Annotated in this window: 10 protein-coding genes, 1 pseudogene and 1 riboswitch; of the genes and pseudogenes, 1 reads left to right on the top strand and 10 read right to left on the bottom strand. The window is 60.9% G+C overall.

The genetic code is table 11. The annotated features are described in order from the left end of the window. Positions 1 to 69: 69 nt before the first annotated feature. From AB4N53_RS05395 to AB4N53_RS05375, 5 genes are read right to left on the bottom strand one after another with little or no spacing between them, the layout of a single operon-like run. Positions 70 to 459: a RidA family protein gene (locus AB4N53_RS05395; protein ID WP_016774497.1), complete on the bottom strand. Its 390-nt coding sequence runs from the start codon at positions 457 to 459 to the stop codon at positions 70 to 72. A gap of 31 nt (positions 460 to 490) precedes the next feature. Beyond that, positions 491 to 1282: an amino acid ABC transporter ATP-binding protein gene (locus tag AB4N53_RS05390; RefSeq protein WP_460118813.1), complete on the bottom strand. Its 792-nt coding sequence runs from the start codon at positions 1280 to 1282 to the stop codon at positions 491 to 493. After that, positions 1279 to 1941, bottom strand: coding sequence for an amino acid ABC transporter permease (locus tag AB4N53_RS05385; protein WP_460118811.1), 663 nt, complete (start codon positions 1939 to 1941; stop codon positions 1279 to 1281). The genes AB4N53_RS05390 and AB4N53_RS05385 overlap by 4 nt, the downstream gene beginning before the upstream one ends. 9 nt (positions 1942 to 1950) lie before the next feature. Beyond that, on the bottom strand, positions 1951 to 2613 hold the full coding sequence (locus AB4N53_RS05380; protein WP_126362776.1) for an amino acid ABC transporter permease: 663 nt from the start codon (positions 2611 to 2613) through the stop codon (positions 1951 to 1953). A 51-nt stretch (positions 2614 to 2664) separates the two neighbouring features. Then, positions 2665 to 3513, bottom strand: coding sequence for a transporter substrate-binding domain-containing protein (locus AB4N53_RS05375; RefSeq protein ID WP_460118808.1), 849 nt, complete (start codon positions 3511 to 3513; stop codon positions 2665 to 2667). Between the two features lie 575 nt (positions 3514 to 4088). Between AB4N53_RS05375 and AB4N53_RS05370 the strand changes: the two are divergent. Then, positions 4089 to 4520 (top strand): annotated as a pseudogene (locus AB4N53_RS05370) (thioredoxin family protein). 136 nt (positions 4521 to 4656) lie between these two features. Here the strand turns inward: AB4N53_RS05370 and AB4N53_RS05365 are convergent. The 5 genes from AB4N53_RS05365 to cobW all read right to left on the bottom strand — a co-directional run bounded on the left by AB4N53_RS05365 (position 4657) and on the right by cobW (position 13280). Beyond that, complete coding sequence (locus tag AB4N53_RS05365; RefSeq protein WP_460118806.1) at positions 4657 to 6216, bottom strand: TerC family protein; 1560 nt, start codon at positions 6214 to 6216, stop codon at positions 4657 to 4659. A gap of 357 nt (positions 6217 to 6573) precedes the next feature. Beyond that, positions 6574 to 7323: a vWA domain-containing protein gene (locus tag AB4N53_RS05360; RefSeq protein WP_460118804.1), complete on the bottom strand. Its 750-nt coding sequence runs from the start codon at positions 7321 to 7323 to the stop codon at positions 6574 to 6576. Further along, positions 7239 to 8249, bottom strand: coding sequence for an ATP-binding protein (locus AB4N53_RS05355; RefSeq protein ID WP_460118802.1), 1011 nt, complete (start codon positions 8247 to 8249; stop codon positions 7239 to 7241). Before AB4N53_RS05355 ends, AB4N53_RS05360 begins: the two co-directional genes overlap by 85 nt. A 114-nt stretch (positions 8250 to 8363) precedes the next feature. Continuing rightward, positions 8364 to 12212 carry a cobaltochelatase subunit CobN gene (gene cobN / locus AB4N53_RS05350; protein WP_460118800.1) on the bottom strand — a complete coding sequence of 1283 codons (3849 nt, stop codon included), beginning with the start codon at positions 12210 to 12212 and terminating at the stop codon, positions 8364 to 8366. 3 nt (positions 12213 to 12215) lie between these two features. Then, positions 12216 to 13280, bottom strand: coding sequence for a cobalamin biosynthesis protein CobW (gene cobW, locus AB4N53_RS05345; protein ID WP_460118798.1), 1065 nt, complete (start codon positions 13278 to 13280; stop codon positions 12216 to 12218). Between the two features lie 99 nt (positions 13281 to 13379). Then, positions 13380 to 13590, bottom strand: a riboswitch (cobalamin riboswitch). Between the last annotated feature and the right edge of the window lie 186 nt (positions 13591 to 13776).

Below are 13776 nucleotides of genomic sequence, written 5' to 3'. Positions count from 1 at the left end.
CCTTTCTGGCGCATCCAAAAATGCCAAAAGATCGCAGCCTTCGGCAGCTCCTACAAGAGCCGCGGTGTATCAGGCCTTCTTCTTGTAGGCAATGCAGTCGATCTCGACCTTGCAGTCAACCATCATGCTCGCCTGCACACAGGCCCGCGCCGGGGCGTGTTCGGGCTTGAAATACTCGGCGAAGACCTTGTTGAAGCTACTGAAATCCCGTGGATCGTCCAGCCAGACGCCGGCGCGGACCACGTCTTCAAGGCCATAACCAGCTTCCTCGAGAATGGCGATCAGGTTCTTCATGGTCTGGTGGGTCTGCTCGACGATACCGCCAACGATGATCTCGCCATCCACCGCCGGTACCTGGCCGGACACATGCAGCCAGCCGTCCGCTTCGACAGCGCGGGCGAAGGGACGTGGCTGGCCGCCGGCGGCGGTGCTGCCGGTGCCGTAACGCGTAATGCTCATGGGTGTTTCTCCTGATTGCAAAAGTGCAGATTCAAAACCGCGTGCTCTTGAGAAATTCCGCCAGACGCGGCGATTGCGGGCGTTCGAACAGTTCCTTGGGAGGCCCCTGCTCTTCGATGCGCCCTTGATTCATGAAAACGATCTTGTCCGACACCTCGAAGGCAAACCGCATTTCGTGGGTCACCAGCAACATGGTCATGCCGTCCTCGGCCAGGCCCTTGATCACGTTGAGTACCTCGCCGACCAGCTCCGGATCGAGGGCCGAGGTGACCTCGTCGAAGAGCATCAGGCTCGGGTTCATCGCAATGGCCCGGGCGATGGCTACGCGCTGTTGCTGACCACCGGACAATTGACCGGGAAAGTGATTGCGTCGCTCCAGCAGGCCGACGCGCTCCAACCATTTTTCGGCGAGTACCACGGCTTCGTCCTTGTGCATTTTCTTCACCTTGAGCAGGCCCAAGGTGACGTTCTGCAACGCGGTCAGGTGCGGAAAGAGATTGAATTGCTGGAACGCCATGCCGGTCATCGCACGATGCCGGGCAATGACCTTTTCCGCATGGCGCACGCGTTTGCCGTTGAGCTCCTCGTAGCCGATGGACTCGCCGTCGAGCAGGATCTGCCCGCCCTGGAATTCTTCGAGCATATTCACGCAACGCAGCAGCGTGGTTTTACCCGAGCCACTGGAGCCGATCAGCGTGACGACGTTGCCGCGCTGCATGCTCAGGTCGACACCCTTGAGCACTTCCACCGCGCCGTACTGTTTATGCAGGCCGCGAATGTCCAGCAATGCCTGATCCTGTGAAGCAACTTGAGCTTGAGTCATGGCAGGGCCACCCGCTTTTCAATGTGCCGGCCGAGTAATTCGATGCCGTAGTTGATGACGAAGAACAGAAAACCGGCGAACAGGTAGAACTCCAGGGTCATGAAGTTCCGGGCGATGATCTGTTGCGTGCTGAGCAGCAATTCGGCGACGCCGATCACCGAGAGCAAAGTCGAAGCCTTGACGATTTCGGTGGACGAATTGACCCAGGTCGGCAGGATCTGCCGCAGTGCCTGAGGCAACAGGACGTAGCCGAGGGATTGGTAGAAAGTCAGACCGATGGCGTTACCCGCCTCCATTTGCCCGCGCGGCAAGGCTTGCAGCGCGCCCCGGACGATCTCGGCGACGTGCGAACCGCAGAACAGCGTCAGGCCCAGCGCGCCGGCCTGAAACGCGCTGATCTGCCAGCCCAACGCCGGCGCCATATAGAAGCAGGCCAGCACCAGCACGAATACTGGCGTGCCGCGAATCAGATCGACGTAAACGCGGAACGGTGCGCGCATCCAGAATTTGCCATAGGTCAGGACCAGACCGGCAACCACGCCGAGCATGGTGCCGAGCACAATGGCCAGCGCCGAGACCTGCACACTGGTCAGAAAACCCTGCCACAACGGCTCGCGGGCGAGCCACAATTCATGCAACCAACTGGGCGATTGGTACATCGCAGCCTCCTATCGGCGGATCGCCAGACGCTGCTCGAGGTAACGCAGCAGCATGGCAATGAGGTAACAGGCCGCGACATACAACGCCGTGGTCACCAGCCAGGTTTCGATCACCCGGTAGCTTTCGACGTTGATCTTGCGCGCGTAATAGGTCAGCTCCGGCACTGCAATCGCAGCCGCCAGCGAGGTGTCCTTGAACAGCGAAATGAAATTGTTCGACAGCGCCGGCAACACGTTGCGCAGCATCACCGGCACCGTGACGTACGCCTTGACCTGCCATTCGCCGAGGCCGATCGCCAGCCCCGCTTCGCGCTGGCCTTTGGGTATGCTCAGCAAACCACCCCGAAAGACCTCGGTCAGGTACGCGCCGGCATACAGCGACAGCGTGATGATGAACGACGGAATCTTGTCCAGACGAATCCCCAGACTTGGCAAGGCAAAGTAGATCAACAGAATCAACACCAGGATCGGCGTGTTGCGCACCACCGTAACGTACACCGAGGCCAGCACCCGCAAGGCGCGATGCCTGGAAAGCAAGGCAAACGCCATCAGCAGGCCGATCACGCAGCCGATGGCGATCGACACCAGCGCCAGCTGCAAGCCCAGACCGAGCCCCGCCAGCAAGGTGTCGAAATCGCGCCACACGGCGGCAAAGTTCAACTGATAGTTCATGGTCAGCAGCACCTTGAGCGGGGCGACGGCAATCGCCCCACTCTCACGGGATCATTTGAATTCGACTGGGAAACCGATGGCTGGAGATGGCAGATCAACACCGAACCATTGTTTGAACGAGGCGGCGTAGGTCGGGAACTCAACTCCGGTCATGGCTTCATGCAGCGCGGTGTTGACGAAGTTCAGCCAGTCCTGATCGCCACGTTTGACTGCGCAAGCGTAGGTCTGCGGGCTCCAGGCATAGCTCGGGCTGCGGTAACGGCCAGGGTTCTGCACCATCAGGTATTTGACCGACGATTGATCGGTGGCGGCGGCATCGGCGCGGCCGGAGTTCACCGCCTGATACATCAGGTCAACGCTGTCGTACTGGTCGACCTTGGCTTTGGGCAATGCCTGATGTACCAATTCTTCGGCGTAGACGTTCTGCAGCACCGCAACGGTGACGTCATCGCCCGCCGCTTGCAGGTCTTCGATTTCCTTGTATTTGCTGTTGTTCGGCAACAGCAGGCCGACGCCTTCGCGGTAGTACGGCAAGGTGAATGCCACCTGCTGCGCGCGGCTGGCTGTGACGGTGATGAACTGGCAGCTCATGTCGACCTTGTCGGTGAGCAGATTGGGAATCCGTGCATCGGACGACTGCACCACGAACTCGACTTTGCTCGGATCGTTGAACAGCCCCTTGGCCACCATCCTGGCGATGTCGATATCAAAACCCTGCAACTTGCCGTCCGCGCCCTGAAAGTGCCACGGCGCATTGGTGCTGCCGGTGCCCACGATCAACTTGCCACGGGCCAGAACACTGTCGAGCTTGCTGTCGGCAGCCTGGGCAACGCCCATGACCGAGGAAGAAGCCGCAAGAATAAAAACACACGCTTTGAACAACGAAGGACGGCGATGCATGGCAAGCACTCCAGAATTGTGTTTATTCCGCTATACCGGAACACGGCTTGTTACTACGGAATAGACAGCAGAAAGTGTGCCACAGGAATCAGGAGAAATCTGTAGTCGCGGTGAATGCTTTGGTAATCAAGGAGATATGGGTTTGCGGACTCACTGATTGGTCCGACCCAGCACGCAGGAAGTTTCCTGCGATCACTGATGAAGGGGTGATTCGTTCCCAACTTGGGTCAGATGGCGTCGTCATGGTGCGAAGCAGGGTTACAGTTGAGCAATACCTGTGTCAGCGTTTGAGTGCCTGCCTGTACACATCACCACCCTGCCGTTTCCCGGTCGCTATCACCGTAACGGCCAGTACCTCGTCCCTGACCCGATAGACCAACCGATATCCAGCGCTTCGAAGCTTGATTTCATGGGCGTTACTCAATCCTTTCAGACGAGCCGCCGGAACGTGCGGATTTGCCAGCCTTTTTAATCTCGTGGCTACGGAGGCCACCTGTAATTTCTGACAGTAGACCGCGACGCCCCAACTCCTCTAACGTCAAGGAGCCTACTCGCTCGTTGAAAAGGACCCTTCGATGAACGCCTCAAACACAACCCCCACACTGGCCCCGGTTTACCGCAAAGCCCTGAAAACCTGGCGCCCGGTCATTCTGTATTTCGCCAATAATCACCGCCCCGCCTGCGAATGGACCGGGCCTATCTTTCGGCGGATTGCCGAGCCTTATTGACTGCGCGCCAACATTTACATGCTCGACACCAGCCAATCGCCTCGCCATCCGAACGTGACCGGCACGCCTACAGCGCTGTTCTACAAAAATGGCAGGCTGCTCAAAAAACTCAAAGGTATTGGCACTGAAGAAACCCTTGCACGGGATTTCGCGATGCATATCGGCAAGACCAAAGCGCCCGTTGCCGCGCGCAAACGAACGCATGACCTGCCTTGGCTGCGTCAGACACTCCGTACTTTGCGTACCGTTCCACGTGGACGCCTGCGCCGGATGTTCTGAACGACGCTCCCCAGAGCTGTGAAGTGCCTGCCAAATCACCTTCGCGAGCAGGCTCGCTCGCACATTGAACCGCGTTGCAATATGGGAACGAGGCTGCTCGCGAAAAGGCCGGCACAGCTTGTAGAAAACGCACGGATTACGCGGCAGCGCGCTCCAGCAACACCCGCGTCACCCGCCGCTCTTCCACCGCTTTGACGGTCAGTTGCCAGCCTTCGTATTCGAGCCGATCGCCGGTCATCGGCAAGCGATCCAGCAGGCTCATGACCAACCCGGCCATGGTCTGATAATCCTCGGTCGGCTCAGCATCGAAGCCAGTACGCTGGCGAACGCGAGCCAGGGGCAGCGCGCCGCTGACCAGAAAGCCGCCGCGCTCTTCGACCACGTCCGGGCCTTCGATTTCGCTGGCGTCGGGTAACTCGCCGGCGATCGATTCGAGGATGTCGGTCATGGTCAGTACCCCGACGAAATCGCCGAACTCATTGACCACAAAAGCGATGTGCGTCGATGCCGCGCGCATTTGCTCCAGCGCATTGAGGATCGAATAACTGTCGAGCAGATTGATCGTCTTGCGTGCCAGATGCTCAAGACTCGGCTCGTTGCCGGCCAGATATTCCTTGAGCAGTTCCTTCTTGTGTACGAAGCCCAGCGGCTCATCCACCGCACCATTGCGAATCAACGGCAAGCGCGAGTAAGACGAATGCATCAACTTCGTGCGAATGGTTTCGACTTCGTCGCCGAGGTCGATCAGATCGACATCGGCGCGCACCGTCATCAGGTTACGAATCGGCCGCTCCGCCAGTTGCAGCACGCCGCTGATCATCACCCGCTCACGACGATCGAACAGCTCGGCAATCGGCGCTTCACCGTTGTCGAGCAAATCGGATATCTCCTCGCCGACCTCCTCCACCGCCAGCTTGCGCCCGCCGAGCAAGCGCATCACCGCATGCGCGGTGCGCTCGCGCATGGGTCGCAAGCCCTGCATCGAACGTTTGCGCCGTGCCCGGGCGATCTGGTTGAACACCTCGATGAGGATGGAGAAACCGATGGCCGCGTACAGATAACCTTTCGGGATGTGGAAGCCCAGGCCTTCTGCAGTCAGGGCAAAGCCGATCATCATCAGGAAGCCCAGACACAGCATGATCACGGTCGGGTGCGCGTTGACGAAACGGGTCAGAGGTTTGCTGGCGACGATCATCAGGCCGATGGAAATGATCACGGCGATCATCATCACCGCCAGCTCATCGACCATACCCACGGCGGTGATCACCGCGTCGAGAGAGAACACCGCATCGAGCACCACGATTTGCGCCACGATCGGCCAGAACAGCGCGTAGGCGGCATTGGTCGAGCGCTCACCGACATGGCCTTCGAGGCGTTCATGCAGCTCCATCGTCGCCTTGAACAACAGGAACACACCACCAAACAACATGATCAGATCACGCCCGGAGAAACTCTTGTCGAACACCTCGAACAACGGCTGCGTGAGCGTGACCAGCCAGGAGATGCTCGCCAACAGGCCCAGGCGCATGAGCAAGGCGAGCGACAGGCCGATGATGCGCGCGCGATCACGCTGATGCGGCGGCAGCTTGTCGGCAAGAATTGCGATGAACACCAGGTTGTCGATACCCAGCACCAATTCCAGCACGATCAGAGTCAACAGGCCTAACCAGGCCGTGGGATCCGCTAACCATTCCATAAAACGTCTCGATCTCTCTTCAGTGAATTCAGGCTGCCGGACACGGCGAAGTGCAACGCGAAGGCTCAAGAGCCGCGTTATCAACCATAGTCGGGAGTCGGAAGACGGGATGCTGCGAATGAATCAAGACCGCGCGAAGGCGTGCTGGAGAATGTTGACTGGGAGGCTCCGAGAGGGTGTCCATGTAAATCCTGAATGAAAAATGGCCTTGGAGCGTACAAGGTCGACGGGGCTGTTCCCCAGCGGCAAATCATTTCAAAATTTGTATGAATGAACTCAACCGGAGATTTTCAGCGCTGCTGAAGAAGCCTTCGCGAGCAGGCTCGCTCCCCCAGGGTTTGAGCGGCGCGGCGGATTTCAACGTAAACCCGGCTCATCGATATGCTGATACTGCGCCTGCAGCGCGGTCGCCAGATCTTTCGCTCGGCCCAGTCGAATCGGCCCGCGCTCGATGTCGATGAGCAATCCGGGGCACGCCAGCACGGGCAACCCCGACACGTCTTTCAGGCGACCATCGGTCACGATCAGGCAACGCTGCAATTCGGCGGGAAAGCGCTTGCGCCGCACTGTCAGCCACTGCTGCGCCTGCGCCAGCGCCGCGAGCAACGGCGTACCGCCACCGGCACCGAGACCATCGAGCCAGACACTCAGGCCGCTTGAGGCCTTTAATCCTTGCACCTGCCACTTCGGTGCAGTACCACTGGCCGTCAGCAGAGCCAGCCGCGCCCGCTGGCGGTAAGCGTCGTCGAACAGTTGCGCGAGCAGACCCTTGGCATCGCTCAAGGCCTGATGGCGGCGGGTCGATGCCGACGCGTCGACGATCACCAGCCAGATCTCATGGGGTGAACGGGTGCGCTGTTGAAACAATAGATCAGCGCGGCTGCGAGGGCGACCATTGAGCAGCGTGCCCGGCCAGTTTACCGAACCGCTGCTGGCGCTCTGCCGTTGGCCCTGGCGGCCATTGTCGAGTTGTCCGGCCCGGGAACTGGCATTCGCCCCCGCCTCGGATCGGGGGCGAATGCCTAGGGCTTTTTTGCCAGCGGCGGCCAGCCCGGAACTTCGCGGCGGGCACCGGTGGCTTGCGCCGTCGCCGGCAACTCGCCCCATTGGCCCTGCCCTTCGCTGGGTTTGCTCTCTGTACCTGACGGCGCTGACGCAGACGATTCTGCCTGGGTCGAGGGTTGCTCGCGACGGCGATGGCGCAAGGCAAATTCGGCCACTGCGTCGATATCCTCTTGCGCAATCGCATCCGCCCCACGCCACGCCGCATGGGCGCGAGCTGCGCGCAACCACACCAGATCGGCGCGCAAGCCATCGACGCCAGCGGCGAAGCAACGCTCGGTAATCAGCGCCAAAGCCGCATCATCCAGCGGGATGGCTGCCAAGCGCTCGCGGGCGTTTTCACAACGCGAACGCAACATCTGCTGCTGGCTTTCCCATTGCGCGCAGAACCCTTGTGGATCACTGTCGAAATCCAGCCGCCGGCGAATGATCTGTCCGCGCTCGGCAGGCGCGGTATGCCCGCTGAGGGCGACATTCAAACCGAAACGGTCAAGCAGCTGCGGCCGCAATTCGCCCTCTTCCGGGTTCATGGTGCCGATCAGGACAAACCTCGCCGAATGCCGGTGGGAAATGCCGTCACGCTCGATCAGGTTGGTGCCGCTGGCGGCGACATCGAGCAGCAGGTCCACCAAGTGATCGGACAGCAGATTGACTTCATCGACATAGAGCACGCCGCCATCAGCCTTGGCCAATACTCCGGGGGAGAATTGCGCGCGACCGTTGCTCAGGGCAGCGTCGAGATCGAGGGTGCCGACCAAGCGCTCTTCAGTAGCGCCCAACGGCAAAGTCACGAACTGGCCACTGGCGAGCAGATCCGCCAGGCCCCGGGCCAACGTCGACTTGGCCATCCCGCGCGGCCCTTCGATCAGCACGCCACCGATTTTCGGGTCGATGGCAGTCAGGCACAGGGCGAGCTTCAAGTCATCAGCGCCGACCACGGCGGAGAGCGGGAAATGCGGGGTGTCGATCATGGGTTTCTCTTTCGTGGTCGTGGATGGTCATCACGTTGTGGTGTGTCAGTTGTTGCCCTCACCCTAGCCCTCTCGCAGAGGGAGAGGACTGGGGTGAGGGTAGCTTTTTAGCGGCTACATATCTTCCTCGATATCCAACAGCAGATTCTCCAGCGCCTCTTTATAAGCCCCCGGCTCCTGCCACATCCCGCGCTGCTGCGCTTCGAGCATGCGTTCGGTCATGTCACGCAACGCATGGGGATTATGCTCACGGACAAAATCCCGGGTCGCTGGATCCAGCAAATAGGCATCTGCCAGCAACGCGTACTGATGATCATCGATCAACTGTGTAGTCGCATCGAAAGCGAACAGATTATCTACCGTCGCGGCCAGTTCGAACGCGCCTTTGTAGCCGTGACGCTTGACCCCGTCGATCCACTTCGGGTTGGCCGCGCGCGAGCGCACCACGCGGTTCAGCTCTTCTTTCAGGGTACGAATCTTCGGCAGATCCGGCTGGCTGTGATCGCCGTGATAGCTGGCCGCCGCCTCGCCTCGCAGGCTCTCCACCGCCGCCAGCATGCCGCCCTGGAACTGGTAATAATCATTGGAATCGAGCAGGTCATGCTCGCGATTGTCCTGGTTTTGCAGCACTGCCTGCACCTGGCTCAGGCGCTGACTGAATTGCTCGCGGGCGGCCGTACCTTCGTCAGCGCCGCCATAGGCGTAGGCGCCCCAGTTCAGGTAGACATCCGCGAGGTCTTCGCGGGTTTGCCACAGGCGCCCGTCGATAGCGCTTTGCACCCCGGCGCCGTACGCCCCCGGTTTGGCGCCGAAGATGCGCCACCCGGCCTGACGCCGCGCGGTGTCCTCATCGGCGCCCGATTGCAGCAGCGCTTCACGTTCAGCGCGCACTTTGGCGGCCAGCGGGTTCAAGTCGTCCGGCTCGTCCAGCGCGGCCACCGCTTGCACGGCGGCGTCGAACAGGCGGATCAGATTGGCAAAGGCATCACGAAAAAACCCCGAAACCCGCAGTGTCACGTCAACACGCGGGCGATCGAGCAGACTCAGCGGCAGAATTTCGAAATCATCCACGCGCTGACTGCCCGTGGCCCAGACCGGACGCACGCCCATCAGCGCCATGGCCTGGGCGATGTCATCGCCACCGGTGCGCATGGTTGCGGTGCCCCACACCGACAAGCCCAACTGGCGCAAGTGATCGCCATGATCCTGCAAGTGTCGTTCGAGAATCAGCGTTGCCGACTGGAATCCGATGCGCCACGCGGTAGTTGTCGGCAGGTTGCGTACATCGACCGAGTAGAAGTTGCGCCCGGTGGGCAGCACGTCAAGGCGGCCACGGCTGGGCGCGCCGCTGGGGCCGGCGGGGACGAAACGACCGTTCAAGGCGTCGAGCAGACCGCGCATTTCGGCCGGCCCGCAGGCGTCGAGACGTGGAGCGACGACTTCGCGCAGATGATCGAGTATCGAATCAACCTCAGCCCACCCCAATCCCTGTAGGAGTGAGCCTGCTCGCGATAGCGGTGTGTCATTCAACATTGAATTGCCTGACACACCGCTTTCGCGAGCAGGCTCGCTCCCACAGGGTACATTCAGTGATTGGGAGATCAGGTCTGCGGCAAACAATTCGAGGCGCTCGCGGGTGTCGCCGGCGGTGCGCCAGACTTCTTCGCTGACGGCCTGCAACTCGGTCGGCCGCGGGCCATTCCAAGGATCTGCCAACGCACAATCCAGGGGGTCGAAGCCCAACTCAAACGCCTTGGCCAACGCTCGCAACAAGCTCGACTGCGCGCCCTTGCCGTCACCGCGCGGGATGCGCAGCAACGCCAGCAACGTGTCGATGCGCAAGCGCCCGCCCGGCGATTCGCCGAAGATGTGCAACCCATCGCGAATCTGCGATTCCTTCAGATCGCAGAGATAAGTGTCCAGACGCGGCAACCAGATCGCCGCATCGGCGTCGCTGTCCAGCGCGGCATCCAGTTGCAATTCGCGGTCGATCTGCGTGTCACGCACCAGTTGCAGAATGTCGCGCTGCAACTCACGGGCGCGGCGTGGATCGAGCAGTTGCGCCTCGTAATACTCGTCGGCGAGCAACTCCAGATTGCGCAGTGGCCCATAGGTTTCGGCGCGGGTCAGTGGCGGCATCAGGTGGTCGATGATCACCGCTTGCGTGCGCCGTTTGGCCTGGGCGCCCTCGCCCGGGTCGTTGACGATGAACGGATAGATATTCGGCAGCGGCCCGAGCAGCGCGTCCGGCCAGCAATTCTCCGAAAGGCCAACGCCTTTGCCCGGCAGCCATTCGAGATTGCCGTGCTTGCCGACGTGGATCACGCCGTGGGCGCCGTAGGTGTTGCGCAACCAGAAATAGAACGCCAGATAGCCGTGCGGCGGGACCAGATCCGGGTCGTGATACACCGCGCTCGGATCGACCTGATAACCCCGGGCCGGCTGAATGCCGACAAAGGTCAGACCGAAACGCAGACCGGCGATCATCAGACGGCCGTCGCGGCACATCGGATCGTTGTGTGGCGATCCCCACCGTTCGACCACCGCCGCGCGATTGGTCTCCGGCAGCGCGTTGAACATTGCCAGATAATCGTCCATCGCCAGGCTCTGCTGACAGGGGCGCAGATCGAGGCTGTCGAGGTCGTTGCTGACGCCGCCGAGCAGTTGCTGGATCAGCTCGGTGCCGCTATCGGGCAACTCAGCGGTGATCGGATAACCCTCGTCGCGCAGAGCACGCAGGATGTTCAGCGCCGCCGCCGGCGTATCGAGACCAACACCGTTGCCGATACGGCCGTCGCGAGTCGGGTAGTTGGCGAGGATCAGCGCGATGCGTTTTTCGCCATTGGGCACACGCGCCAGAGCGATCCAGCGCCGCGCCAGTTCGGCGACGAAATCCATGCGTTCGGGCTGGGCGCGATAGCAGACCACATCGGACTGACTGCGCTCGCTGCGCCAGGCCAGATCCTTGAAGCTGATCGGTCGGCTGATGATGCGCCCGTCAAGTTCCGGCAAGGCAATGTGCATCGCCAGATCGCGCGGCCCCAGGCCCTGTTCGCTGTCGCGCCAGCCGGGCTCATTGTCTTGGGCGCAGATGGCTTGAATCACCGGAATGTTGCGGCGGAACGGGCGCAAATGCGGCGCTTCGGGGCTGGACTGAGCGAAACCGGTAGTGTTGAGGATCACCCCCGCTTCGACCTCGTCGAGCCAATCCTCGACCGCCGACAGGCAACCGGCTTCTTTCAGACTCGCCACCGCGATCGGCAGCGGATTGAGTCCGGCCGCCTGCAAACGCTGACAGAACACATCGATGAAAGCGGTGTTCGCCGCTTGCAAATGCGAGCGATAAAACAACAGCGCCGCCACCGGTTGAGCGGGTCGCCATTCGGTTTGCCAATCGCTCAGGGCTGCGCTGGTTTTCTGTGGGTGATAAATCGCCGTGCGCGGCAGGGTGTGCGGTTCGCTCCACGGGTAATCGCGGGCGAACCATTGGTTGCCCAGGCAACGGAAGAAATCCAGCGCGTTGCCCATGCCGCCTTGACGCAGAAATTGCCAGAGTCGATCGCGCACTTCGGCGCTGACTGTGCTCAAGTCGCTGAGCTCGGGGTCCGGGCGGTCATCGCCGGGCACCAGGATCAGCTGTACGCCGCGCTCCGACAACTCGACCAGCCGCTCGACGCCGTAGCGCCAATAGGCAATGCCGCCATGCAGCGAGATCAGAATGACCTTGGCGTGGCGCAGCACTTCGTCGACATACAGGTCGACCGAGGCATGATTCTGCACCTGCATCGGGTTGGCCAGACGCAGGCTCGGATAATCATCGGGCAGTTGCTGCGCAGCCTCGGCGAGCAGCGCCAGGCTGGAATCGCCGCTGCACAGGATCACCAGCTCGGCGGGGGTTTGTCCGAGGTCGGCAATGTTGTCGTCCGAGACGAATCCGCCAGGCTGGGTCCTGAGCAGGTGCATGGCTTAAACGCTGAGCGCAGCGCGCAATTGCGCTTCGAGTTGTGCCGCATCAAGCTCCTGACCGATCAGCACCAGGCGCGTGACGCGCGCTTCCTCGGCACCCCACTGGCGGTCGAAATGCCTGTCGAAACGTGTACCGACGCCCTGGATCAGCAGGCGCATTGGTTTGCTCGGGATAGCGGCGAAACCTTTGACGCGCAGGATGCCGTGCTGCACCACCAGTTGCGTCAGAGCATCGAGCAGCAGGCTTTCATCGGCTTGCGGCAGTTCGATGGAGATCGAGTCGAAGGCGTCATGATCGTGATCGTCGTCATCACCGTCGTGATGGTGATCGTGGTGACTGTGGCGGCTGTCGATGTGCTCCTCGGAGCCGGCACCGAGACCGATCAGCACGTCCAGCGGCAGGCGGCCGTTGCTGGCCTCGATGATTTTCACCGCTGGCGGCAGCTCTTCGGCGACTTCAGCGCGTACCCGAGCGAGATCTTCCGGGCTGGTCTGGTCGGCTTTGTTGAGGATGACCAGGTCAGCACTGGCCAGTTGATCGGCGAACAATTCGTGCAGCGGCGACTCGTGGTCGAGGTTCGGATCGAGTTTGCGCTGGGCATCGACCTGATCCGGAAACGCGGCGAACGTACCAGCAGCAACAGCCGGGCTGTCGACCACGGTGATGACAGCGTCGACGGTGCAGGCGCTACGGATTTCTGGCCACTGGAAGGCTTGCACCAACGGCTTGGGCAGGGCCAGACCGGAGGTTTCGATAAGGATGTGATCAAGATCACCGCGACGGGCGACCAGTTCGCGCATTACCGGGAAGAATTCTTCCTGCACCGTGCAGCACAGGCAGCCGTTGGCCAGCTCATAAACGCGGCCACTGGCCTCTTCTTCGGTGCAGCCGATGGTGCATTGCTTGAGGATTTCACCGTCGATGCCGAGCTCGCCGAACTCGTTGACGATCACCGCGATACGCCGGCCCTGAGCGTTGTCGAGCATGTGCCGCAGCAGCGTGGTTTTGCCCGAACCGAGGAAACCGGTGACGATGGTGACGGGGAGTTTGGCCAGTGTTTTCATCGGTATGCCCTTTGGCAAGCGGCGGGCATACGGGACGAGAACCGGCAGCGCGCGTGCACGCCGGAAGCATTCGCCACCGGATCACCCCGCCCGGTTGTAGTGAGAATCTGTGACGAGGCAGGTCTCCTGGCTGACGGCGTTCAGGCGCGGGGCCTGGCATTCGCTGCGCCTTCCCGCTGCTCATCGGTTGAGCTGGCAGTGGCGTGGCAACGAACATCACCGTTCACAGTTGCGGGGGCAGCCGCGGCTTCGACCGCGTTCCCTTCTTAGCTTCGGCAAGTGCCGAAGAACCTCGAAAGCGCAAGGCTACGCATGCCCGGGGGGCGGGTCAACATCTGCAACGATCTCGTTATATGGAGATGAACTTTCATATATATACGACGAACCCCTGTCAGTTATTTGTAAGTTATTTCCTACATACATGAATACGCACACTAATAACTCAATCACGCTAAAGCCTGAACCAGAGCCATTAATCCAACGAATTACATTTCTT

The sequence above is a fragment of the Pseudomonas sp. H3_E04 genome (assembly GCF_054668915.1).
The sequence above is the reverse complement of the archived record's forward strand: the minus strand, read 5'-3'. Positions and strand labels throughout refer to the sequence as shown.

Excerpts from the sequence above, each read along its gene's own strand:
- AB4N53_RS05380 (WP_126362776.1), bottom strand. The coding sequence starts at position 2,613 with ATGAACTATCAGTTGAACTTTGCCGCCGTGTGGCGCGATTTCGACACC.
- AB4N53_RS05375 (WP_460118808.1), bottom strand. The coding sequence starts at position 3,513 with ATGCATCGCCGTCCTTCGTTGTTCAAAGCGTGTGTTTTTATTCTTGCG.
- cobN (WP_460118800.1), bottom strand. The coding sequence starts at position 12,212 with ATGCACCTGCTCAGGACCCAGCCTGGCGGATTCGTCTCGGACGACAAC.
- cobW (WP_460118798.1), bottom strand. The coding sequence starts at position 13,280 with ATGAAAACACTGGCCAAACTCCCCGTCACCATCGTCACCGGTTTCCTC.
- AB4N53_RS05385 (WP_460118811.1), bottom strand. The coding sequence starts at position 1,941 with ATGTACCAATCGCCCAGTTGGTTGCATGAATTGTGGCTCGCCCGCGAG.
- AB4N53_RS05365 (WP_460118806.1), bottom strand. The coding sequence starts at position 6,216 with ATGGAATGGTTAGCGGATCCCACGGCCTGGTTAGGCCTGTTGACTCTG.
- AB4N53_RS05355 (WP_460118802.1), bottom strand. The coding sequence starts at position 8,249 with ATGATCGACACCCCGCATTTCCCGCTCTCCGCCGTGGTCGGCGCTGAT.
- AB4N53_RS05390 (WP_460118813.1), bottom strand. The coding sequence starts at position 1,282 with ATGACTCAAGCTCAAGTTGCTTCACAGGATCAGGCATTGCTGGACATT.
- AB4N53_RS05395 (WP_016774497.1), bottom strand. The coding sequence starts at position 459 with ATGAGCATTACGCGTTACGGCACCGGCAGCACCGCCGCCGGCGGCCAG.
- AB4N53_RS05360 (WP_460118804.1), bottom strand. The coding sequence starts at position 7,323 with ATGGGGCGAGTTGCCGGCGACGGCGCAAGCCACCGGTGCCCGCCGCGA.